Annotated in this window: 24 protein-coding genes; 12 read left to right on the top strand and 12 right to left on the bottom strand. The window is 38.4% G+C overall.

Annotation, left to right across the window (positions count from 1 at the left end; translation table 11 throughout):
- Positions 1-7: 7 nt before the first annotated feature.
- The 6 genes from ACQ2HE_RS13930 (at position 8) to ACQ2HE_RS13905 (ending at position 5,157) form a co-directional block, all read left to right on the top strand.
- Entirely contained in the window at positions 8-1,162 is a 1,155-nt protein-coding gene (locus ACQ2HE_RS13930; protein WP_430895841.1) for a glycosyltransferase, read from the top strand.
- Complete coding sequence (locus ACQ2HE_RS13925; protein ID WP_430895842.1) at positions 1,149-2,171, top strand: GHMP family kinase ATP-binding protein; 1,023 nt, start codon at positions 1,149-1,151, stop codon at positions 2,169-2,171. The genes ACQ2HE_RS13930 and ACQ2HE_RS13925 overlap by 14 nt, the downstream gene beginning before the upstream one ends.
- A gap of 25 nt (positions 2,172-2,196) precedes the next feature.
- Positions 2,197-2,784 (top strand): D-sedoheptulose-7-phosphate isomerase, encoded by a 588-nt coding sequence (locus tag ACQ2HE_RS13920; protein WP_430895843.1) that lies wholly within the window; start codon positions 2,197-2,199, stop codon positions 2,782-2,784.
- A 1-nt stretch (position 2,785) separates the two neighbouring features.
- Positions 2,786-3,487, top strand: a complete 702-nt coding sequence (locus ACQ2HE_RS13915) for a nucleotidyltransferase family protein (protein WP_430895844.1) — start codon at positions 2,786-2,788, stop codon at positions 3,485-3,487.
- Positions 3,484-4,041, top strand: a complete 558-nt coding sequence (locus ACQ2HE_RS13910) for a D-glycero-alpha-D-manno-heptose-1,7-bisphosphate 7-phosphatase (RefSeq protein WP_430895845.1) — start codon at positions 3,484-3,486, stop codon at positions 4,039-4,041. Before ACQ2HE_RS13915 ends, ACQ2HE_RS13910 begins: the two co-directional genes overlap by 4 nt.
- Positions 4,042-4,110: 69 nt before the next feature.
- Complete coding sequence (locus ACQ2HE_RS13905) at positions 4,111-5,157, top strand: hypothetical protein (protein WP_430895846.1); 1,047 nt, start codon at positions 4,111-4,113, stop codon at positions 5,155-5,157.
- A gap of 154 nt (positions 5,158-5,311) precedes the next feature.
- Here the strand turns inward: ACQ2HE_RS13905 and lepA are convergent, their stop codons facing one another.
- A complete protein-coding gene (gene lepA, locus ACQ2HE_RS13900) occupies positions 5,312-7,105 on the bottom strand; it encodes a translation elongation factor 4 (RefSeq protein ID WP_430895847.1) in 1,794 nt (597 codons plus the stop codon).
- A 164-nt stretch (positions 7,106-7,269) separates the two neighbouring features.
- Positions 7,270-7,674 carry a CBS domain-containing protein gene (locus tag ACQ2HE_RS13895; RefSeq protein ID WP_430895848.1) on the bottom strand — a complete coding sequence of 135 codons (405 nt, stop codon included), beginning with the start codon at positions 7,672-7,674 and terminating at the stop codon, positions 7,270-7,272.
- 78 nt (positions 7,675-7,752) lie between these two features.
- Here ACQ2HE_RS13895 and ACQ2HE_RS13890 point away from each other — a divergent pair, with 78 nt between their 5' ends.
- Entirely contained in the window at positions 7,753-8,286 is a 534-nt protein-coding gene (locus tag ACQ2HE_RS13890) for a GNAT family N-acetyltransferase (RefSeq protein WP_430895849.1), read from the top strand.
- A 54-nt stretch (positions 8,287-8,340) separates the two neighbouring features.
- Positions 8,341-8,598, top strand: a complete 258-nt coding sequence (locus tag ACQ2HE_RS13885; RefSeq protein ID WP_430895850.1) for an acyl-CoA-binding protein — start codon at positions 8,341-8,343, stop codon at positions 8,596-8,598.
- Here ACQ2HE_RS13885 and ACQ2HE_RS13880 read toward each other — a convergent pair.
- Both ACQ2HE_RS13880 and ACQ2HE_RS13875 read right to left on the bottom strand, forming a co-directional pair.
- Entirely contained in the window at positions 8,595-10,109 is a 1,515-nt protein-coding gene (locus ACQ2HE_RS13880) for a sulfatase-like hydrolase/transferase (protein WP_430895851.1), read from the bottom strand. The genes ACQ2HE_RS13885 and ACQ2HE_RS13880 overlap by 4 nt on opposite strands.
- Entirely contained in the window at positions 10,106-11,554 is a 1,449-nt protein-coding gene (locus tag ACQ2HE_RS13875; RefSeq protein ID WP_430895853.1) for an oligosaccharide flippase family protein, read from the bottom strand. Before ACQ2HE_RS13875 ends, ACQ2HE_RS13880 begins: the two co-directional genes overlap by 4 nt.
- An 88-nt stretch (positions 11,555-11,642) precedes the next feature.
- On the opposite strand from ACQ2HE_RS13875, the gene ACQ2HE_RS13870 reads away from it, so the two are divergent.
- Entirely contained in the window at positions 11,643-12,764 is a 1,122-nt protein-coding gene (locus ACQ2HE_RS13870; protein WP_430895855.1) for a hypothetical protein, read from the top strand.
- 2 nt (positions 12,765-12,766) lie between these two features.
- Positions 12,767-13,732, top strand: coding sequence for an ion channel (locus ACQ2HE_RS13865; protein WP_430895857.1), 966 nt, complete (start codon positions 12,767-12,769; stop codon positions 13,730-13,732).
- 8 nt (positions 13,733-13,740) lie between these two features.
- Here the strand turns inward: ACQ2HE_RS13865 and tpiA are convergent, their stop codons facing one another.
- From tpiA to ACQ2HE_RS13830, 7 genes are all read right to left on the bottom strand, one after another.
- Entirely contained in the window at positions 13,741-14,502 is a 762-nt protein-coding gene (gene tpiA / locus ACQ2HE_RS13860; protein WP_430895859.1) for a triose-phosphate isomerase, read from the bottom strand.
- Positions 14,499-15,551: a glucose-1-phosphate thymidylyltransferase gene (locus ACQ2HE_RS13855; protein ID WP_430895861.1), complete on the bottom strand. Its 1,053-nt coding sequence runs from the start codon at positions 15,549-15,551 to the stop codon at positions 14,499-14,501. Before ACQ2HE_RS13855 ends, tpiA begins: the two co-directional genes overlap by 4 nt.
- 110 nt (positions 15,552-15,661) lie before the next feature.
- The gene (locus ACQ2HE_RS13850) at positions 15,662-15,913 is read right to left on the bottom strand and encodes a type B 50S ribosomal protein L31 (RefSeq protein WP_430895863.1); all 252 of its coding nucleotides are present in this window, start codon (positions 15,911-15,913) and stop codon (positions 15,662-15,664) included.
- Positions 15,914-16,042: 129 nt separating this feature from the next.
- Positions 16,043-16,534: a YajQ family cyclic di-GMP-binding protein gene (locus ACQ2HE_RS13845; protein WP_430895865.1), complete on the bottom strand. Its 492-nt coding sequence runs from the start codon at positions 16,532-16,534 to the stop codon at positions 16,043-16,045.
- Between the two features lie 267 nt (positions 16,535-16,801).
- Complete coding sequence (locus ACQ2HE_RS13840; protein WP_430895867.1) at positions 16,802-19,237, bottom strand: TonB-dependent receptor domain-containing protein; 2,436 nt, start codon at positions 19,235-19,237, stop codon at positions 16,802-16,804.
- A gap of 259 nt (positions 19,238-19,496) precedes the next feature.
- The gene (locus tag ACQ2HE_RS13835; protein WP_430895869.1) at positions 19,497-20,774 is read right to left on the bottom strand and encodes a prolipoprotein diacylglyceryl transferase; all 1,278 of its coding nucleotides are present in this window, start codon (positions 20,772-20,774) and stop codon (positions 19,497-19,499) included.
- Between the two features lie 120 nt (positions 20,775-20,894).
- On the bottom strand, positions 20,895-21,308 hold the full coding sequence (locus tag ACQ2HE_RS13830; protein WP_430895871.1) for a BrxA/BrxB family bacilliredoxin: 414 nt from the start codon (positions 21,306-21,308) through the stop codon (positions 20,895-20,897).
- Between the two features lie 238 nt (positions 21,309-21,546).
- On the opposite strand from ACQ2HE_RS13830, the gene ACQ2HE_RS13825 reads away from it, so the two are divergent.
- Together ACQ2HE_RS13825 and ACQ2HE_RS13820 are read left to right on the top strand one after the other, a co-directional pair.
- Positions 21,547-21,975: an Hsp20/alpha crystallin family protein gene (locus ACQ2HE_RS13825; RefSeq protein WP_430895873.1), complete on the top strand. Its 429-nt coding sequence runs from the start codon at positions 21,547-21,549 to the stop codon at positions 21,973-21,975.
- 140 nt (positions 21,976-22,115) lie between these two features.
- Positions 22,116-23,405 carry a hypothetical protein gene (locus tag ACQ2HE_RS13820; protein ID WP_430895875.1) on the top strand — a complete coding sequence of 430 codons (1,290 nt, stop codon included), beginning with the start codon at positions 22,116-22,118 and terminating at the stop codon, positions 23,403-23,405.
- 1 nt (position 23,406) lies between these two features.
- Here ACQ2HE_RS13820 and ACQ2HE_RS13815 read toward each other — a convergent pair whose 3' ends face one another.
- The gene (locus ACQ2HE_RS13815; protein WP_430895877.1) at positions 23,407-23,856 is read right to left on the bottom strand and encodes a nuclear transport factor 2 family protein; all 450 of its coding nucleotides are present in this window, start codon (positions 23,854-23,856) and stop codon (positions 23,407-23,409) included.
- Positions 23,857-23,887 lie beyond the last annotated feature (31 nt).

Below are 23,887 nucleotides of genomic sequence, written 5' to 3'. Positions count from 1 at the left end.
TTTCCTTTTGAAAAAAGTCATTATCATAGGTCCGGCGCATCCGTTAAGAGGCGGTTTGGCGAGTTTTGATCAGCGGCTCTGTTTGGAGTTCCAGAATGCCGGCTATGATGCTAGCATCTATTCGTTCTCACTGCAATACCCGGATTTTTTGTTTCCCGGTACAACTCAATATTCGTCAGACCCCGCTCCCTCTGACATAAAAATCGTAACCGCCATCAATTCCATCAATCCTTTTAATTGGATTAAAGTTGGATTGAAATTGAAGCAGCTAAAGCCCGATTTAGTAGTGGTTCGTTTCTGGCTTCCGCTTATGGGGCCTGCACTTGGATCCATTTTGCGATTATTGAAAGGAAACAAGCACAGTAAAATTGTTGCAATAACCGATAACATTATTCCGCACGAAAAGCGTCCCGGCGATCGTCCATTCACTCGTTACTTTTTGAAATCTTGTGATGGATTCGTAACCATGAGTACCAAGGTATTGAATGATCTTCGAAGCTTCGAGAAAAACAAACCGGCTAAAGAAGTAAAACATCCCCTTTACGATAATTTTGGAGAAGCAGTTTTAAAATCTACTGCAAAGAATCAACTAGGGATCGATGTAAATCAACCCATAGTCCTATTCTTCGGATTTATTAGAAAATACAAAGGTCTTGATCTGCTCTTGGATGCAATTTCACTTTTGAAACAAAAAGGTCAATTGAATTTCAAGCTCTTGGTTGCCGGGGAATACTATGAAGAGTCGGCATTCTATTTAAATAAAATTAAAGATCTGGGTATTGAAAATGATGTTATTCAACGAACTGAGTTTATACCAGATAGTGAGGTACGGTATTACTTAAGTGCGGCAGATTTAGTTGTTCAACCCTACAGAAATGCCACTCAAAGCGGAGTAACTCCCCTTGCCTATCACTTTGAAAAACCCATGATTGTAACCAATGTTGGTGGACTCCCATCTCTAGTTCCACACAATAAAGTGGGATTGGTTTGTGAACCCAATGCGGAGAGCATTGCTGACGCTATCATTCGCTATTTTGAATTAGGCGAAGAGTTTTTTTTGCCGCATCTTCGTGAAGAAAAATCGAAATATTCTTGGTCGCAGTTAATGAACACCTTAACCACGATCGTTCCTGATAAAACCATTCGAAATGATGTATCGTAGTAAAGCACCTTTACGAATAGGCTTGGCCGGTGGCGGCACCGATGTAAGTCCGTACAGTGATTTATATGGAGGTGCGATCCTTAATGCTACCGTATCCCTCTATGCCTATGCCAATATAGAACCCCTCAAAGAGAATGCTATCATTCTTCAAACGCTCGACCGTAAAGAAGAAGAAAGATACGAGTGGAACTCATCCCTCCCCATTAATGGGAAACTCGACTTATTAAAAGGAGTATACAATCGCATTCAAAAAGAATATGGAATGCCTCTTACAGGCTTTAGATTGTCTACTTATGTTGATGCCCCGGCTGGAAGTGGTCTAGGAACATCTTCTACATTAGTTGTGGCCATTATTGGCGCGTTTGTTGAAATGCTTCGACTTCCATTAGGCGAATACGATATTGCTCATTTAGCTTATGAAATTGAAAGAAAAGATCTTTCAATGGCCGGAGGAAAGCAAGATCAGTACGCTGCTACATTTGGTGGTGTTAATTTCATGGAATTTCTTGCAGGCGACAAAGTAATCGTAAACCCACTAAGAATCAAACAACACTATTTGTTTGAATTGGAGAATAATTTAGTGTTGTATTATACTGCAACAAGCAGAGAATCAGCTAAAATTATTGAAAAACAAAGTGCAAATGTGGTAGAGAAAAAAGAGAAGTCAATTGAAGCAATGCATCAACTCAAAAGTCAGGCGCAAATGATGAAAGAGGCTTTGCTAAAAGGACGTATTCATGAAATCGGTGAAATCTTAGACTTCGGTTTTCAGCAAAAACGCAAAATGGCCGAAGGTATTTCCAATTCACTGATCGATGAAATTTATGAAACTGCCAAGCGAAATGGTGCTACCGGTGGAAAAATATCCGGTGCCGGAGGCGGTGGCTTTATGACTTTCTACTGCCCTGATAATACAAAATACGCTGTGATGGAAGCCTTAAATCAATTCGGCGGGTACGTAAAACATTATCAATTTGTAGATCACGGGCTTACAAGTTGGACTATTTAATTAACTCATAATCATAATATAAGAGATGGCTACTTCAATTAAAAATATAATTCAAGCTTCCATTGACGTGAAGCAACAGATTCTCCAGAATAGTGAATTGTTGAGCATTACCCAACAGGTTGCTGATCTGATGGTTGCCGCACTAAAAAAAGGAAACCGTATCTATTTTTGTGGTAACGGTGGCAGTGCCGCCGACGCACAACATTTGGCTGCTGAATTCAGCGGCAGGTTTTATACAGACAGAGATGCCTTACCTGCAGAAGCCCTTCATTGCAATACGTCGTATTTAACAGCTGTAGCGAATGACTATAGTTATGATGTGGTATATGCTCGCCTAATCAAAGGCATCGGTACTCCCGGCGACTTTCTAGTGGGCTTGTCTACATCAGGAAATTCTAAAAACATCCTCCACGCCTTCGATGTAGCCAAAGCCAAAGGCATCACTACTGTTGGTTTTACAGGAGCTACCGGCGGTAAAATGAAAGACAATAGTGATTTTCTGATCAATGTACCATCTACTGATACACCCCGTATTCAGGAAAGTCATATCATGTTAGGCCATATTATTTGCCAGTTGGTTGAAGAGCAGTACTTCAAAACAACTCAATCCTAGTATGAAAATTACAGAAGCAATTGTATTGGCCGGTGGTTTAGGAACTCGATTGAGATCGGCCGTACCCGACCTGCCTAAATGCATGGCTCCTGTAGCAGGAAAGCCATTTCTGTGGTACGTGATCAACTATTACCAAAAACAGGGAATTAGTCGATTTATCTTCTCACTAGGATACAAACATGAAATAATAGAAGGGTATTTAGAAAAAGAATTTCCGCAATTAGAATACACCGTGGTAGTAGAAGAGCAGCCCTTAGGTACAGGTGGTGCTATTCAATTGGCAGCGAAAGCGGCTTATACTAACGACGTACTAGTACTGAATGGTGATACGCTTTTTCAAATTGATTTGCTTGAAATTGCTGCATTGCACGAAAAAGCAAAAGCCGATGCTACGCTATCGTTAAAGCCTATGAAGGATTTTGATAGATATGGAGCGGTATCGATAGATGGAAACTTTCGTATAGTAGCATTCAAGGAAAAGCAATATTATGAGGAAGGCTTGATCAATGGTGGGGTGTACTTAATCAATATCCCCCGCTTATTAGAGCAAGCCCTACCCGAGAAGTTCTCTTTTGAAAAGGAGTACTATGAAGCATTCTATAAAGTGTTGAACTTTACCGGAGCCATCCAAAATGGTTATTTTATTGACATTGGAATTCCGTCCGACTTCGAAAAAGCACAAATTGAACTACCAAATCTATGAGTAAACCCCTACCTGCAATCGATGATCAATGGACGCTTTTTTTGGATAGAGACGGAGTGATCAACGTAGACAATATTCATGGTTATATTATGAATTGGGAAGAATTTAAGTTCTATCCCGGTGTTTTAGAGGCGATTAAATTGCTTTCTAAACTATTTCCGAGAATTGTGCTAGTTACCAACCAACGTGGGGTTGGCCGTGGTTTAATGCCCGAATCGGAGTTGCTTAGGATTCATAGTAATATGAAAAGTACTATGGAAGAAGCCGGTGGCCGCATGGATTTAATGCTTTATTGCAAAGGAACAGAAAGTAGCGACCCCTGCAGAAAACCCAACCCGGGCATGGCTTTCAAGGCAAAAGAGCAGTTCCCTGAAATCGATTTTTCGAAATCAATCATGGTTGGAAATACAAAAGGAGACATGGAATTTGCTCGAAACATCGGTGCTTTTTCAGTGTACATTCACAACCGTGAAGACAAAGTTCCAAAAGACGAAACCGTTGATTACAGGGCTGATTCTTTACTCGATTTAGCAAAAGCTTTAGAATCTCGTTAAAATTTTAGACCTGTAGCACCGTTTCTTGAAATAACAAGATAGTTTTGTACCACCAATGATCCTTAAAACATGAAGTTGACACGTCTTTTAGCTATCCTATTAATATTCGCTGGTACGGCGCAAGCCCAACCTTCTAAACTTTCGTCGGCAGATAAAACCCTGCTTACTGCCTATGACGATTCGTTGAAGTTGCTTTCTCAAAAAATGGTATTCAGTGAGAATCCTGCTGAGCGGTTTAGAGCCGACAGCTCTTTTGTGCGAGTGCTAATGCGTGCTTTAAAAACGCCCTATTCTTATTATTTCCCTTTTGATTCAATGAACGTTGCAAAATTGTATTCGCCTGATAGTGCGTTTAGAATTTTTACATGGCAATTGAAAAAAGACGAGTATGTACTGATCCAAAAAGGCGTCATTCAAATGAATACCAAAGACGGTGCATTGGTTCGTCATCCGTTGTTCGACTATTCAATGTACACTCCCAGACCTTTAGATTCCGTGCGAACAGCGAGGAATTGGATAGGTGCTATTTATTACAAGGCGGTGGTTAAAGAACATAAAGGTAAAAAATACTACACGCTTCTTGGATTTGACGACTTCACCGTAAACAGCAATAAAAAATGGATGGAAGTCATGCATTTTGACGAAACAGGCCAACCTGTTTTTGGAGGTCCTTTCATTTCCTTCAAAGAGGATTCTATTAAGAAACCTACTCAGTTTAGATACTCCGTTGAATATAAAAAAGAGGCTAAAACATATTTTAATTACGATCCTGAACTAGACCTGATTATTGTTGATCATCTCATTTCAGAATCGGATGAGCCTGAAAAAAAATTCACCTATGTTCCCGACGGCGATTACGAAGCGTTTAAATGGAAAGAAGGTCAGTGGGTGCACGTTGATAAGATCTTTAATCAGAAATTGAAAGATGGGGAGTTCCCACAAGAAAGCTTGCTTTATGATGAAAATGGGAATGCCGACGAGTCGAAGCTAGAGGAACACAGTAACAAAAACACAAATAAGAAAGGAACAACAAATCCGCAGCCGGTTAAAAAAACAACTCCTACTCCAGCCCCTGTTCCGCCTAAGAAAAAGACAGGCGGCGGTGCTCAAAAATAAAAAATGCCAGAATATTCGTACTATTCTGGCAAAATAAGCAAGTAGTGATGGCTTGAAGGCGGCTTTCGCCGCAAATGGTAGTAGCCTCAAAATCAATTTTCACTGTAAACAAGACAATGCATCTCTTAAAAACGATGCATCATCTCCTACTTTTTTAATCATCCAATTTTAAAACGGCCAAGAATGCTTCTTGCGGAACTTCGACTGTTCCAATTTGACGCATTCTCTTCTTACCTTCCTTCTGTTTCTCCAATAGCTTACGCTTACGGCTGATATCACCACCATAACATTTAGCGGTTACATCTTTACGCATGGCGCTAATATTTTCTCTTGCCAGCACCTTCGCTCCTACTGCTGCTTGAATGGCAATTTGGAACTGTTGACGAGGCAATAATTCTTTCAATTTTTCACAGAGCTTTCTTCCAAAATCTTGAGCACGGCTTCTATGTATCAAAGCACTCAACGCATCTACTTTTTCACTGTTCAACAAAATATCCATCTTCACAATATCTGCCTCTCGGTACCCGATTGGATGGTAGTCGAATGAGGCGTAACCACGTGTCTGGCTTTTCAACTTATCGTAGAAATCGAATACGATCTCCGTTAATGGCATTTCAAAAATCAACTCAACCCTTGTAGCGGTCAAGTAGCTCTGGTTAATTAAAATTCCTCTCTTACCCAAGCAAAGGGTCATGATATTCCCAATATAGTCTGGCTTCGTGATGATCTGCGCTCTGATAAAGGGCTCTTCAATTCGGTTCATATTGGTAGGTTCCAACATTTCACTCGGATTGTTCACGATTACCTTTTCATCTTTTGTATTGTAAGCAATAAAACTCACGTTCGGAACCGTAGTAATTACGGTTTGATTGAATTCCCGCTCCAATCGTTCTTGGATGATCTCCATGTGAAGAAGTCCCAAGAAACCGCATCGAAAACCGAAACCCAATGCCTGAGAAGTTTCCAACTCATAGGTGAGCGAAGCATCATTCAATTGCAATTTGTCCATGCAATCTCTTAATTCTTCAAAATCTTCCGTTACTACAGGATAAATACCGGCAAATACCATTGGCTTCACTTCCTCGAATCCTTTAATCGCTTCTGGATTTTCGTTTGTTTTCAGGGTAATGGTATCACCTACTTTTACTTCTTTAGCATTTTTAATACCGGTAATGATATAGCCAACATCTCCGCATCCTACTTCTTTCTTTTCCGTCATCTTCAGCTTCAAAATGCCAATTTCATCTGCTTCATATTCCTGACCTGTAGAAACAAACTTTACGATATCGCCTTTTTTGATTTTTCCATTCAGAATACGGTAGTAAACAATGATGCCTCGGAAAGAGTTGAAAACACTATCAAAGATCAACGCTTGTAAAGGTGCATCAGGATTCCCTTCAGGAGCAGGGATTCGAGCTACAATTGCTTCCAAAATAGCTTCTACACCCAATCCTGTTCTACCGCTAGCATGCAATATATCCTCGCGCTTGCAACCAATTAGATCTACAATTTGATCTTCCACTTCTTCAATCATGGCACCATCCATGTCAATCTTGTTAATAACAGGAATGATTTCCAAATCATTATCAATTGCCAGATATAGGTTTGAGATTGTTTGTGCTTGGATACCTTGTGTTGCATCTACCAACAATAAAGCTCCTTCACAAGCGGCCAGGGCGCGGCTAACCTCATAACTAAAGTCAACGTGACCAGGAGTATCAATCAAGTTTAGAATGTATTCCTGACCATCCTTGTGTTTATAATTAATTTGGATTGCGTGGCTTTTGATAGTGATTCCTTTTTCACGTTCCAGATCCATGTCATCCAACACTTGATCCATCATATCACGATCACTAATGGTATTGGTCACTTGTAACAGTCTATCGGCCAAGGTAGATTTTCCGTGGTCAATATGGGCGATAATGCAAAAATTCCGGATTTGCTTCATGTGTAAATGCTCCACTTTAATTGGACTGCAAAGCTAGTACATTTTAGGCGTATCTGAAAGGATTGTTTATAACCACAATACTCTGATTATCAATTTTCTATAACAAAATTAAAAGCGCCTATTAGGAAATAGACGCTTTTAAGAACTTGGTTAGTAAGACAGGCCTAGTCAAAAACTTCTTCTCTACTATGGATAACCTGTCTTAAAAGGTCATTAATCGTTATCACCCCCTGAAATAGTTGATCATCAAAAACAAGCAAATACCTGACTTTCCTAGTATTGAGAATGTTCATACACTGCTCAACAGTTGTAGTTAACTCTACCATTGGCAAGTCGGTTGTCATTACCTCTATTACTGAGGTTTGGTCACTCGATTTGCCCTTTAATATTACGTTTCTACTATAATCTCGTTCGCAAAAAATACCCTTGAAACCGGAATCGTCCATTACAACTAAATAGCTCAAATTCACCGAATTCATCAGCTGAAGAGCATCCAGCACTTTTACATCAGGCTTCACAGTCAGAAAACTTTTTTCTTTCTGTTGCAATACATCTTTTGCTGTTCTCATATTATTGTTTTTTGCTACCCTAAATTCGTCCTAAATAAGCGGTAAAAAGCTGATCTTTGTCATAATAATTTGTGAAGAATGTCAAAACCCCAATTATTCATTACAAAAGCTGATTTTTCTGATGTATCTGCTCTCAATGTGCTTGTAAACAGTGCTTACAGAGGCGAATCAAGTAAAAAAGGGTGGACTACAGAAGCTGATCTATTAGACGGTGTTCGAACAACTGAACAGTCTTTAACTGAACTACTTTCAGATCCCAATTCGAATGTTTTGTTGGCAAAAGACACCAATGGAACTTTGTATGGTTGTGTAAATCTCCAGCTCAAAGGAAATGGATTGTATCTAGGAATGCTTACAGTTGATCCTGAACTACAGGGAGGTGGTATCGGTAAGTTTCTCTTAGCAGAAGCTGATTCATTTGCTAAGACAAACAATAAAACCTTTATTGAAATGACGGTTATTTCAATAAGAGAAGAATTAATTGCTTGGTATGAGCGTCACGGATATTCGAAAACCGGCGAACGACGCCCTTTCCCAATGGATAATCCGGCTTTCGGGCTGCCAAAACAATTCCTCGAGTTCATCGTATTAAATAAAACTATCAACAGTTAAGCAGTCCTTATATGCTGTTTTTTAGTAATTTTGAACAAATCAACCCCCTTAAACATGGATCTTAAAGCATTATTTGAAGAAGCAGTAAGCAGTAGTAAGTTATTATCTGAACGTCCTAGCAATGATACATTACTTCAGTTGTATTCTCTCTATAAACAAGCAACAGAAGGCGATGTAAACGTAGATCCGCCGGCAAACCCATTCGATTTTGTTTCTAAAGCAAAATATGAAGCCTGGAATGCTTTAAAAGGAAAAGCAAAAGAAGGTGCGATGCAAGAATATATTGATCTCATCAACAAGTTGAAAGGCTAACGATATCTTAAAAGATACTGTTTGCTTGGAAGTGGTTTCAAGTCCATCCCAAACAAGTCAGAAAAAAGATTCCGGTACGTATTAACAAGATTCATCCCATCGTGCATTCGATGGGATTTTTTGTTAGATGAATAGATTGCTAAATAGGTACTCCAGCTTTCTTTTTCAAACAGTGGATCCTTTTCTTCAAATTTAAAGCCATGATCTCCTTGTATAAGAATTACAAATGGCCTATTCTTCTCATGTCGAATAATCTCATCTACCAGTTTTTCCAACAAGTTGTTGGTATACTGCACTTGCTTCACAAAAAAAGTATCTGCGCTTGCTTGCAAGCCGGCTTGCAAATGAAGCGAACCATCTTCATTATAAATGAAAGGTTCATGAGGGAGGTACAGATGCAGCGCCGAAAATGTAGGTTTGTTCCTATCCCTATTACTGAGACTTTCATTCCAAGAATGCAGTTGAGTCTTGTATGATTGGTCGATAGCCATTACTTCCGCATTAACGGATGCCGCCAATTTCTGCCTGTTATTGAAACTTCCACCTCTAAACAACCAGCCAATATCTTTCCATAACCTGTGATACAATAACTGATGATTCAGTAGTTGAACCCCTAATGCAGGAAACGGTTGGTAGCCTTTGAACTTTGTATCGTCAATTGGATAAATGGCATGATTAGAAATTGTGTATCCAAGCGACTTGAGAATTGTAGTTGTGTTAGTTGAGTTCAAGGAGCGGACACCTTTAGCAATATCCTTTCCGCTAATTACTTGACCGTCCTTTAATTCATCTAGGTACTGCATATCCAATTCACTAGTAAGCGAATAGTGGGTGTAGTTGTAAGCACTCTTGACATTTTGAAATACTTCAAATCCACGATTTCTCAAGCTGGAGTCCAAAGAATTTTGATAATGAAATACTTCGTTAAGTACCCTACTAGACGGATATTCATCGGCAACAATCCAAAACAGGTCTGGCTTTTCAACTTGCGTTTGCAACTTCGAAACAACAGAATCTGACAAAGATTGTGACGTATCACCAAATTCGTTTTTAGTGGGGCCCTGATAAACGGCAATTAGAAGTTGAACAATTGCCACACCATTCAAAAATAGTAGAAAGCGAATACTCCATGGAGCCAACCGCTCGATCACTTCTGATTTCTTACGAAAAAAGATCATTACTAAAATAATAACGAGCAACCAAATAGGAATTAAGATGCTGTAAGAAACCGTGTTTTTTAATTTCACAATATGATGATAGAAATCTACCATCGCTCCGTAAAACAAAATAAACACAAGAAGTATCAATGCATAAACAAATGCAACTGATGATTGCCTGATAAAGATCAATGTAACAAGATAACACAAGCAGGTTAATGCTATTAATTCCAATGAAACAACTCCTAAATCACTCCCTGAAACCAATCCATAGTTTTCTGCCAAATTTGTTACCAAGAAAAAAAGCGGTAACAGCAGTAGTAAAAGAAAATATTTCAACGGCAGATTCTTCACTTCTTAATATTTAATTTTTCAAAAAGAAAAGCTTCAATATAGGCTTTCAAACTGATTTTGCATACAATTAAAACTATGAAGAAATACGTGAGTATTGAACAGAAAACAAAGAGCAAAAGCATTGGCCAATTCCAATACTCTTGATTTGGAAAGAGGTAGATTAGGAAATACATTGCCGCAGAGGCAAGAATTATTTTAAGAAAATCGGCTACATTAAAAATCGAAACACCCGGAATGAACCTTTTTTTAAGTAGAACATATCCAAGCAACAATGCTGTTTCTGCAGTTATCATGGCCATTGCTGCACCTTTGTAACCCCAGCGTGCGCCCCAAAAAATTGCGCTGCCAATAAAGATCAAAGAGCAGAACCCTGCAACTTTTAGTGTCGCATTTTCTAAATGATTGGCCAATAGCAACTGCTTGTTCAAAAACAATTCTAAACTTACGAGAAATACCAGCGAAGACAACCATCTTAAACTAATCGCAATTTCAGTGAAGCCTTGTCCGAAATAGAGTCTTGTTAATACAGGAGCTACTGTAAAAATACCGACAGTCATTGGAATACTGAACATCAATATCAAAGAGGAAGACTCTCTAATTTTTGACTTCCATAAACTACTATTATTTTGCTGTACTGCAATTGAAAAGGGAAACAGTACCAATAAGAAATCGGTGATAAGTGATGATGCGGTTCGAATGAGCTTGATAGAAAAGACATAAATACCGGTTTGGTATTCACTGTGACTACTGAATCTTAGCAAAGGAGTGTCTAACATTCCAAACGCTGCATAACACAACGTAATTCCGTGAATAGCCAACAATGGCTTGAAGTGCTTTTTAATTGCTACATTCTTAAGTCGGATGTTAACTAATTTCGACAGTTGTAAGAAATTGATGAACAGGTTCAAAATACCTGCTGCCGACATAATTGCATAGTAGTATATATAATCCTCCCCTGCTTTAACCATTAGAAATACACAAACAGTGGCAAATGATCGAACCGCAAAAGATCGAATGGCTACAAATTTAAAGCGCTCAGTTCCCCAAAAAAACCACTCAGAATAGAAGAGATTGGATAGGTAAAACACAATCGCCCAAATTAAAAGAGCTGGTTCAGTAAACGATTTTTTCAAATAAAACAGGGATAGGAAGAATGGAACCAAAGTCACCAACCCGGAAATAAACTGAATGACTAACAATTCAGAAACCAAGCCGTCTATTTCCTCTCCCATCCCTTTTTTCTTACTAATTTCTCTCACTCCATAAGTAATGATTCCAAATTCAGCCAATACGGTAAAAAAATAAGTATAAGAATCAATGAAGCCAACCCTTCCAATCATATCTGGGGCCAAAACTCTAGATACATAAGGGATGGTGATCAGGGGAAATAACACCTGACTTACAGAAAGTAGAAAATTATAGACTAAATTTTGCTTTAGCGGCATAGTGACATATAAAGGTAACGGTTCTGTAGATAAGTAGCTAGCAACGAATAAACTAAAGCGCTTATTTTTCAGTAATATTGGGGTATCTATGAACCTAAGAATTGCTGTAATAGAAACTGAACATTTTGAGGTACTAGACCCGGTTATACATCTATTGTTACAAATAGGTGCAGAAATCCATGTTTTATGCAGCAGACAGGTGAACAAGTTTTCGGAGTTTAAGTTAGATAGTCGACTGAATTGGCATTTTAACCAATCGGAAATTAGTCCCAGACAACAACTCCTACAATTCAAGCAAGTAATTGCATCACTGAACATTGATCGACTTCTACTCTTAACTGTTTCAAACAACCATCTTTTCTACAGCCGTTTGAAAAAAAAAGGAATCAAGGTTGTTCTTGGTATTCATGACATCAATAGTTATTTGATTCCGCAAATAAAATTCAGTTTGCGAGGCTTGATACGGCATTTTTCAAAAAAGATCCTATTCAATAGCGCCGATGAATATTTGGTGTTTTCTAATAAGCAAGCGCTGACATTGCAGGCTGAAACTAAAAAGAATGTTCATCACATTCCACCTTCTTTGTTCCACTCTGTTCAATTTTTGCCACGTTCTTACAGTAAAGGGCAAGAGCTTTTAGTGGTAATTCCTGGTTCAGTTGATATCAAAAGAAGAAACTATGAAGAGGTTTTTGCTTTTATTGAAGAAGCTGAAAACTTACATCTAAATGCAAGAGTCGTAATACTTGGTGCACCCCCTGTTGACCAACTTGAAACATTTCGTGCTAGAGTAAATAGCATTCGCTCAACACAAAATGGCAGAATTGATTTTTTTGAAGAACAGGTTCCAACGGATGTTTTTTTTGAATACTTGCGCAAAGCGCATTTCATTTGGTCACCAGTTCAAAAAGTGTTCGACAATGACGGTGAAAGCTGGGAGACATACGGTGTAACAAAAATATCAGGTTCAGTTTACGATGCTATTAGGGTAGGTCGACCATTAATTCTTCCTGATCATTATGTGGTGGATTCTCCACTTTTGAAAGCAGGAATCTTTTATAGAAGTGTTACAGATATTTGCAGTATTCTGCAGTTTGTTGCTTCGCACCCTGAACAATATGCAGTTTACCAGCTTCAAGCACTTAATGCAAGTATGGATTATGTTCCTGAAAAATGGGTAGCTTCAATTGAAAACATCTTTAAAACTTGAAAATGAGCATCCGATCAAAAATATTAAATACATTAAAATCAGATGAGAACACCGGTTTTGGTAGTAATACTAAACTTTACGGCAGACGTTTGTTTCGAAAAGATGGTACGCCAAATTTGAAAAGAACCGGTGCTGATGTCTTGTCAAGATTAAGCTGGTATCACACCATGATTCATCTTCCTCGATGGAAATTTTACATTGTTATACTTTCGGTTTACTTTCTTGTGAATATTCTCTTTACTGTCATTTATGTTTCTATAGGGTTAGACCAATTGGGAGGAATGGTTGGCGAAACAAAATGGGAACAATGGCTAGAGGCCTTCTTTTTCAGTGCACAGACTTTTACAACAGTAGGTTATGGAAGAGTAAACCCTCATGGCATTTTAATGAGCAGTGTGGCAGCTCTGGAAGCGTTTTTAGGGGTATTAAATTTGGCGATTGCTACCGGTCTTTTTTACGGCCGTTTTTCCAGACCCACTGCATTCATTCGATACTCGGAACATGCAATAATAGCGCCATTCAAAGGTGGGCAAGCTTTGATGTTTCGATTGGTTCCTTACAAGAACACAAACTTAACTGATGCTGAAGTTAAAATTACGGTAGGGCTAATGGTAGATGTTAATGGGATCAGTGAAAACCGGTTCTATAATTTAGATCTTCAGTTATCGAAGTTAAATTCACTTAACCTGAGCTGGACAATAGTTCACCCTATTGATGAAAAGAGTCCATTGAAAGGTCTCAGTTTGCAAGACATGAAGGCTTCCAATATTGAAGTGATGGTACTATTGAAAGCCTTTGATGAAACCTATTCTAACACAGTAGTTTCAAGAACTTCTTATATCGGAGACGAACTTCTAGAAGGTTACAAATTTATTCCGATGTACCAAAGAAGCGATAATACAGATGAAACCATTATGAATATCGATCATTTGAATGCTATGGAGCCGGCTACTCTACCGGCTCCATAGCACAAATGCTATTTCAAACTCTTGATAATAGTAACAAATTCGGTGGCAATTAAAGAAGCGCCTCCCACTAATCCCCCATCTACATCGGGTTGCGAAAACAATTCAGCGGCATTTGCAGCTTTCACGCTTCCCCCGTATAAAATTGGGATTGTATTGGCTACAGCACTTCCATATTGGCCTGAAAGAGCCGCACGCAAATGTGCATGCATTTCCTGAGCCTGAGCAGAACTAGCCGTTAAGCCGGTTCCGATCGCCCAAATTGGTTCATATGCAATAACTATTTTTGAAATTTGTTCGGCTGACAAATGATACAATGATTCCTTTAATTGAACCGCAACAAAATCATTCTGTGTTCCCGCTTCTCTTATAGCTAATGGTTCACCACAACAAAAAATTGGAGTAATACCAGCTTCTAATATCAAGTTGATCTTATCTGCTAACTGTTGATTGCTCTCATTGAAATATTCGCGGCGTTCACTATGTCCAATTACAATATAATTAACGTTGATTGATTTCAACATTTCTACTGAAACCTCACCTGTAAACGCACCCGATTTTTTATGATAACAGTTTTGAGCTGCCACTTCAAACCCTTTGCTACCAATAAGTTTTGATTGAGCAAAACTTAGATATGGAAAAGGAACAGCAAATACTGCTTTTTGATGTGCTAATAATTCAATGCTTGCGCTTGTAATTTCGTTTAAAAGCGTTTCACCTTGCTGAAGGGTTAGATTCATTTTCCAGTTGGCAGCGGCTAATTGTTGTCTCATAAATGATTTAAATTCCTTTCAAAAATACGCGCGAGTTCTTGTTTTTCCTTAGTTGTAAGGGTTTTATTCTTAAATTTTTTCCAAGATTCAATATCAACTGTTAGTTTTTCAATATCATAAAGTTGTTCATTTGATACCCCCCAGCTGAAGTCAGGAATGTATTTTGGAGTTAATCCCGAAGTAAAAACATTGCAAGCAACTCCTACCAGTGTTCCGGTATTAAACGAGGTGTTGATAGCCGCCTTAGAATAATCACCCATGATTAACCCACGCTTCAATCCGGTGGAAACAAACTGTTGATCTTTCTTACTCCAAATTCGAACATCGCCTGCATTGTTCTTGACATTAGAAGCCGAAGTACCGGCTCCAAGATTACACCATTGTCCTATTATTGCATCTCCTAAATATCCATCATGCCCCTTGTTTGAATAATCTTGAATGGTGGTATTTTTTAACTCCCCTCCCACTACTGTTTCATTACCAATAAATGTGTTTGGATAAATTCTTGTTCCCATTTTCACCACGGCTCTCTCGCCCATTGCAAAGGGCCCACGAATACATGTTCCTTCCATTACATTCGCATTCTTGCCGATATAAATGGGTCCGTTTGCAGCATTTAAAATTGCATACGTAAGTTCAGCTCCCTCTTCAATAAAAATAGCTGCCTCGTTTATTACCTGACAGGTAGTTGAAATTGTTTGCGAGGTTCGGTTCTTTTGAATCCAAGCAAAATCAGAAAGAAAAGAATTGGTTTGATGATCGAGTATATCAGTTACAGAATTTATAGGAGTGAGGTATTGTTCAATTGCCGCTAATTCGGCAGTATTCATTTCAAGCGATGGAATGCTTGAGCCGGGTATCGATTTATTTTCGGGAAAATTCGAAAATTCGAGTCCTTTTTCAGTTTCAATGGCATTTTGGCCCAAAATCAACTCCCACTTCTCCCGAATGGTAAAGATTCCAAAGCGAAGATCCCAAGCTTCATACGTTTGTGCAAGGGGATAAATTTCGCTTTTGACAGACTCTGTATCTCTGATAATCAATAACATAGGATAAATTTAGGCAATATTTCGCCGAAAAAAAAATCCCCTTCCTGTGAACAGGAAAGGGATGTATAGCCATGAAAAACAAAAATGTTAAACCGAAGTTACAACTTTTTTTATTTTTTCTTCTCGTAACGTTTTTTGAATTTATCGATACGACCTGCTGTGTCTACCAATACATTCTGACCAGTGTAAAAAGGGTGAGAAGCGCTTGAAATCTCCAATTTAATAACCGGATAGTCTTTTCCGTCTTCCCAGGTCACAGTTTCTTTAGAAGCTGCGCAAGAGCGGCTGAGGAAAGATACGCCGTTACTCATGTCTTTGAACACTACGAAGCGGTATGCTTCAGGATGGATGCCTTTTTTCATTTTCTATTTTTTAAAAGGCCACACGGATTTTGCCGTATGGATGATAAAATATAATTCGGAGCGCAAAGGTATCAAAACCAAAGAATTTTGCAAAATCTTTTCAAATGAAAGCCCGGTAAGCTTTTCAAATTAGCTCCTCATATTTTCAAATTGCAAGGGAATTCCAAGCTCCCATGACTTGGTAGCCTGTATAACTAGTTGTAAATCATCGATTTTCTTGCCTGTAACGCGAACAATATCATCGTTAATAGAAGCTTGTACCTTTAAGCCGCTATCCTTGATCTGTTTTACGATCTTTTTGGCATCCTCTTGTTTTAAGCCATTTCTCACTTGTATCTCTTGTTTGGTCAATTTTCCACTCTGGTACGACTCTTTGCTAGTATCGAACGCTTCGGGGGAAATACCTTGCTTATGTGCGCGATTGATCAATACGTCTATCAATTGGCGCATTTTCATATCGTCTTCTGTTTCAATTAAAATTTTGAAGTCTTTCTTTTGAAGGTCAATTTTCACATGTGAACCTTTGAAATCGAATCTATTGGTGATTTCTTTTGTGGTTACGTTTACGGCATTGTCCAATGCCTGTGCGTCCACTTTACTTACGATATCGAATGAAGGCATAAACTTAATTTAAGAAGGCAAAAATACAACAGTTTCCAACACGAAAAAGCCCCGTAGAAACGGGGCTCGCTAACCAAAACTAACTGCTTATGAGAAAACTGTATGACTTTTAATTGCTTACATAAGAAACGCTGCAACCTGCCAAGTACACAAGGATCAACCCTACAAGAATCATTTTATGGATGTTGTGCGCTTTCATATATATAAGACTCTTAACTGACTAAAAAGTTATATGGAACTATGTTAAAAATTTCAAAATGCTTTAAACTAGTTCGAGTTAGCTCCTTTTACGCGGCTTTGCTCTTCTGATGCCCCATTTCTAACTCTTGCAGCTCCGGCCTTTCCTTTTGCGAATCGATACGTAAAATTGAAAGAAACTACTCGTGTATCTCTTACTTGAGAGAAACGAGCATCAATGGTGCTATACCTGCTTGTTCCCTTAGCATTTTGAGTTCTTAAAGCATCGCGAACACTTAAACGCAGTGTTCCTTTGCCTTTCATTACTTGCTTACTAATTCCGGCATTTAATTGACCCAAGGATCCAATTCTGAAGATACTTTCTTGGCCCGGTGTTCTGAACCATCCACTCAATTCCGCACCCCATGTTTTGGCGAATTTGAATTGGTTCGACATATTAAACAAGGCTGTAGTACCTTCTAAAGTCACAAATTCATTATTGATGATACCTGCATATTTCACATTGTACAGATTTCCGTACAAGTTCGCATTCCACCATTTGGTAACCGGAAAACCTGCAGCAACAGAAATACCAAACTGTTTTTCAGAAGCTACGTTGGCTGCTCGTACTGCCGATTCGTTTTTGTCGGGATTTTGTTCTATTACCTGAGTAATAATATCAGTTGTATTTGAGTAGTTCAAGGTAGTAGTCATGAATCCTTTAAAAGTGTGCGACAATTCGATATTGTGACTGAATTGAGGTTTCAAATTTGGATTACCTTGCTCGTATGTATAGCGATCTAGAAACATGATAAATGGATTCATTGCCTCATAATCTGGTCGATTTATTCTTCTGCCATAGTTCACTCCAAATACATGCTTTTCGCTCGCTGTATACTGAACAAATGCTGTTGGGAAGAGTTGTGTGTAGTTTCTATTAAAAACAATATTGGTTGTTTTTTGATCTCCCTTTGCATTCGTGTTTTCAACGCGCAAACCGAGTTGTGCTGTCCACTTTTTACTCAATGGTTTGCTCAGGTTGATATAGGCTGCATTGATATTTTCTGTATACACGAAATGATTGCTGCGGTTGTAATCTCTAACCAAAACTCCATTGTTTACACTATCGTAGATCGCATTGTTGTCGGTATTAACGAAACTAGACTTCAATCCTGCTTCAATTTTCGCGCCTTTCTTCAAAGGCAATATGTAGTCAACTTTTGCCGACCAAATTGCAATTTGTTGAGGTAAATTGCCATTCAAAGTATCTGCCTTACTACTTACCGAACCATTAGGATTGTAGTATGCATTTATTAGTTCCTGTGTGTTCCGAGCATCGTATGTAAGGAAATCGGCATCAAAGCTAATTTCCTGACCGGTTGTATCAAACTGATGACGAGCATTAATGTTTGCAGTAATGTTCTGCCATTTTTTATTATTAATTGTGAAAGCCTTTGTTACACCGATAGGGTTCATTTGATTGTCTGCAATATTTACAACACTATTGTTTGTGAATTTGCTAGGGCTTGTGAAGCCACTCACAACAAATCCAACAGTTGTTTTTTTGCTGATTGAATAATCTAACCCAATTTTTGCATTCGTAAAATTATCAACATCTTTCATTCTAGACACTTGATCAAAATTTGATACCACTTCTTTTGTTTGCCCATTGTAGAATCGGCGCTGAATTGAAAGCTTGTTTACATTTACGTATCGGTTGTAACTGATATTTGTAAAGAGATTGACTTTATTTTTACGATAGTTGAAGGTGAGGCTCTCGTTGAAGCGGGGATTCCAGCCTTGAGTATATCCTGTAGAAATACTTCCATTGTATCCCATTTGCTTGTTCTTTTTTGTTTTGATGTTGATCACTCCACTGTTGCCGGCGGCATCGTATTTAGCCGGTGGATTGGTCATAATTTCAATCTGTTCCAATTGTCCTGAAGGCATATTCTTCAGCAAATTGGCCAAATCAGAACCAGATAAATAAGATGGACGTCCATCAATATACACTACAACACCCTGCTTACCTTTAAGGCTAATATTACCATCCTTATCAACCGATATACCGGGAGACTTTTCTAAAACCTCCAGAGCTGTGGTTCCTGCATTTGTTGTAGCAGCCTCAACATTCACTACCATTCTGTCGATCTTTTGCTCAACAAGTGGTTTTCTAGATACAACTGTTACTGCTGAAAGATTCCCTGATTTTTTTTCTAGCTCAATGGAATAAGAGGTTGATAGAGGGTCTGTTTTGATCATCTTACTTTCAAAGCCAACGGCCGATACTGTAATGAAATAAGATGTTTGTTGCAAGCTTTCAAAACCAAAGCTGCCGTCTTTAGCTGATATTACAATCTTTACCAAAGAAGAGTCTTTGATCCTTAAAAGGCTGACAGTGGCTCCGTCAATAGGGTTCTTACCTTCTGTAACGGATCCTTTAATTGAATAATTTTTGTTTGCTTCTTGACTAAACGCTGATAAGGTTAAAAGTAGAGCGGTTAGCAAGGTCCATGGCTGTTTCATAAATAAAATTTAAAATACTTTGCATTATCAATAACAACCCAAAACTAGGTACTATGTTTTGTATAGTACATATTAATGTGTTAGAAGGCTGTCAAATCTGATAAATGGCTTAATTGGGAAATTTGATAGTTGGACGAAATGGGAGGAATTATGTTACAGTGAAAAGATGGATTTGGGTATGAAAGGTGAAATCTTTGGTATAAAAGGCGAAAAAAGCGCGGCCAATTGACCGCGCTTCTGTTTAAATAATATGCTATGATTATTTCTTTTTATTCAACCACCAAAAGAGAAAAGCACCTGTAATAACTAACCCGGAGGAGATCAACTGAGCTTGAGTTGGATGAAAATTTCCGATAGTATAGGTAGTATTTACCCGAATCGATTCAATCAGGAATCGTTCAATTCCATTTACAATCAGATATATACTAAACAGTGCGCCTGGAACTGCGAACTTTTTTCGAATACTCCACAGCAACAAAAATAGCAGGGACGCCATTAGTGTTTCATAGAAAGGTGTTGGGAAAACAGGTGAAGGCAGTTTATTACAATATTGTTCGTCTTTACATCCAGGGATAGGTGTTCCGTGGCTCAACACGTTGTTTGGATATTGATAGGCAACCATCCAAACCGGAAGCCATGAAGGCGCCTTAACATGCTTATGAGGTATTTCTTCCACAGAATTCACTTTAAACTCGAGGCTATAAAAATGTCCATTGGTAAGTAGGTTCTTCTTGAAACTGGAAGAATCTGCCGGTACTACTTTTGCCTCTTGATCTACGATATATGCGCTGTTGAGGATACCCCAATCTCCATCTCCACTCACTTGGCAACCAATTCTTCCCACTGCATAAGCAATCATCAAAGCCGGAGCTGCTGCATCACACAGATGTTTGAAGGAAATTTGGTGTTTTCTGGCATAAAACCAAATTGCAGCTGTTGCACAAATCAATCCTCCATAGAACGTTAACCCGCTGAAGCTCAAAAGGGCCTCAATGGGGTTCTTTGTGAATTCATCTAAGTTTTCAAGATTGTGAAAAATTTTTGCGCCTAAAAATCCGAAGAGTGCTGCAAAGATGATTATATCTCCTACTCTATCGTGCGGCCAAATTCGAATGGTTCGCACTTCAGGTTTAGCCAGTTTGAATTTATTTTTCTCCCACCATTTAATAATGGTAAATACAATCGCCAATAAAAAACCGATCGCCCAATTGCCCTGTGAAGAAAAAATAAATGCTTGTGGATCTGCAGCAGCTTCAGGTTCTGCGAAAAACAATCCAATAAACTTATACCCCAATAAGAAGCCTAATACAAAATTGATTGCAAGGTCTAAGAAGCTGGCAGGCTTACCATAAGTGATTTTTACTTCTGTATATTTCAGAAGACCGGCTGCTTCTTTCCGTTTCAGTTCTTTGATCAGAAAGAATGCTGCCACAATAAAGGCTATCGCTACAAAAAAACCGAAAGAGTTAATGAATCGTAATCCTTTCCATTCAACACCAAACATATCACGAAAAGCAAAGTACAGGTTGGGATACATGACAACAATTAATTTAAGGCAACAAGATACTGAATTTAAGTATGCTGGAAATCACCATTTATACAACAGAAAAAGCCTCTGTATATTACAGAGGCTTTTATCTAGAATAAACTTCCATTATTAACAATACTGTTCAAATGCTCCGATTAAATTATGGGCGATCATTTGTGCCGGACGACCTTCGATCATGTGGCGTTCAATGAAATGCACCAATTGTCCATCTTTAAACAAAGCAATTGCAGGTGAAGATGGAGGGTATGGAAGCAAATGCTCGCGTAATCTGTTGATAGCACCAATATCAAATCCCGCGAAACTTGTAGTAATGAAGTCAGGTTTTTTAGTAGCATTGTGCACTGCCATGATCGCACCCGGGCGGGCTGTTCCTGCTGAACATCCGCAAACAGAATTGATCATCACCAAGGTGGTTCCTTTCTTTGCCAACTGATCATCTACTTCTTGTGGAGTCAATAATTCCGTAAAACCGTGCTCGGTTAACTCCTCTTTCATTGGGATTACTATTTCTTCTGGATACATTTTTAATAGTTTAGACGGCAAAGTTAATCGATATTATCAATTCATTGTTTTCGAATTCCGAAGGAAAATTATCAATCATAACGCCAATACGACACCCCCTTATGTTAGTTTACGTCATAATGACACTCGAGATTAGGTTTGTACAGTCAAAATGGACGCAATTTGGTAAATAAAATGGCATGGTATGCAAGTTGATCGAATAGAACCGTAAACATTAAAAACATAAAAAATTAATACTATGTCACACGTATCAGTTCAAAACAAAAACCAGAAACCTTTCGATTTATTTTTCAATGAGTTTTTCAACAGCTTTCCCGGAAACTATTCCGATAAGGGAAGATCATTTCCGGCAGTAAACATTCATGAGACCCCAGAAGCTTATCATTTGGAATTGAACGCACCCGGTAGAAACAAAGAAGATTTTCAAATTAGGATCGAAAACGGTCAATTAGTTGTTTCGTTTGAGAAAAAACAAGAAGCTACACAGGAGAACTACAAAACCATTCGTAGAGAATTTACTTATAACAGCTTCAAACGTAGCTTTTATTTGGATGACAGTATTACTACCGATGGAATTCAAGCTAAATACGAGCAGGGTGTTCTAAAACTTCTGTTACCCAAAAAACAACCGATTGCGCAACAGGTTACACAAATTAATGTGCAATAGTTTTTAATAAAATTAGTATTTACAATACTTAAAGAGCTGCGCTAGTTTCATGCAGATGTGTTTGTTTTAACCGTTCTTTTAATAAAAGAACGGTTTTTTTTGTTTGGTATGTGTTAACTTTACGACCGTTAAATATCAACATGAGAATACATCCTTCCTTTATCCGGCTCAATATTCTGATCGTATTTTTTTCTGTTTTTTTCATAAATGCAGAAGCACAAGTTGTTAATCCTTCGGATACAACCCATAAAACTGTTGACTCTATACCTACATCAACAGACACGGTACTCCGAATCAAGAATATCAACCCTTATTTTACGCTCCATGTAGATTCATCCTTAAATTACAAACTAGAGATCAACAAAGATCAATCGAAATACTATTGGTATTTAAGAAATTCTCCTATTGGCTTAAAGATCAATAAAGACAATGGCTTGCTTACTTTTAAAGCAGACAAGTCTTTCTTTTTATCCGGCAAGTTGAAGTATGACAACGAATATAAAGTAGCCGTGGGAGTTCAGAATCTTGATAATCCAAAAGATAAGGTAGACACGATGTTCTCAATCATGTTCTACAACACCGAAATCATCCCTTCAAAAGTAAAACCAACGGTAAGCAGTGTGTTATATGCTGATGAAGGCGATACGATATCTTTCAAAGTACAGTGTGAAAACGGAAGCTTCCCAATTGAAGGCATTACTTTTTATGCAAATACGCCAATGAAGAACTTCACTTTGGTTCGGCATTGCGATGATGAATTTACATGGACGCCGCCTTATGATTTTGTAAAAGAGACTGATTCAGGTAGAGTTAAGATTGTACTTCTCAATTTCATAGGATCCAACAAATTCATGGCGAGAGACACCGCAACTGTAAAACTGATAGTAAGAGATGCTTTGAATTATCCCTTGGCACAACAAGATTACAATTTAGTAGTAAAAAATGTGAGCACTTATATTGTTCAGTTGCAGTATACCTTCTTCCAATTGGATAAAAATGTGAAGAAAACAAAAAGCACTAGAACAACTTTTGATATTACTGGTTCCACTACGGCTTTGACCGGCACCATGTTGTCTACATCTACTAATGACGGCACCAAAAAAACCGGTCAAGTGTTACCAAGTGTAGGAGTTAGTTTAGTACCCATCAAAGAAGCCGTGGCTCCTCAAAAGGTATTCGACCAGAACCAAGCTTCATTGATACGCACTTCCATTAAGCGCCTCGATTATATGCTTCGCGACAATGTGTTGATTGGAGAAAAAGATGGAGACATCATTAAGAAGACCAACAAATTGAAAGAAGAATTGAAGCAGATTCAAATTCAATTAATAGACATACCGCTGGAATTAACCAACGGCATGTCGGAAGAAGATATTAAAAAGTATTTCAACAGTCCAAAAGTGAACAAGAAGTACCGAGTAAAACGATAGATCAGTTACAGTCTCTTCTGCGTGTATCAATTAAATATTGAATTTTCCATTTACCGCCTATTCTAACCAATTGGAAAGAGTTGGCGCCACAGTGACTAAAATTTCCATTGAAGTAGAATTTATAAGGAGTCCATACACTCGCGAGGTTTCCGTCTACTAAAACGGAGGCAAACTCAATGCGTTCATCAGCCGAGCCGGCTTTCAATTGTTTGATAGAATTGGCAAATGCATCTTTGGTTTCATTTCGAATGATAATTTGACCTGCTTTTGATCCAATGGTTTGAAGAATTGCCGAATCCGCAAAACAATCTAGTAGCATTGCCGGATTAGCCGTTTTCATCGCTTCAAATAGTTGGTTCACAGTGGCTTTTACTGAATCAACGGGAGTTTGAGAGGACGCATTCAAAGCAAAGATCAAGAAGAATACCAATGATAAGAATATGTTTTTCATAACTAAATCGGGGATACTTTTTTGTATCCCC

It is taken from the genome of Endoryza foliicola, assembly GCF_050589245.1.
Classification (GTDB): Bacteria; Bacteroidota; Bacteroidia; order Chitinophagales; family Chitinophagaceae; genus Endoryza; species Endoryza foliicola.
The sequence above is the reverse complement of the archived record's forward strand: the minus strand, read 5'-3'. Positions and strand labels throughout refer to the sequence as shown.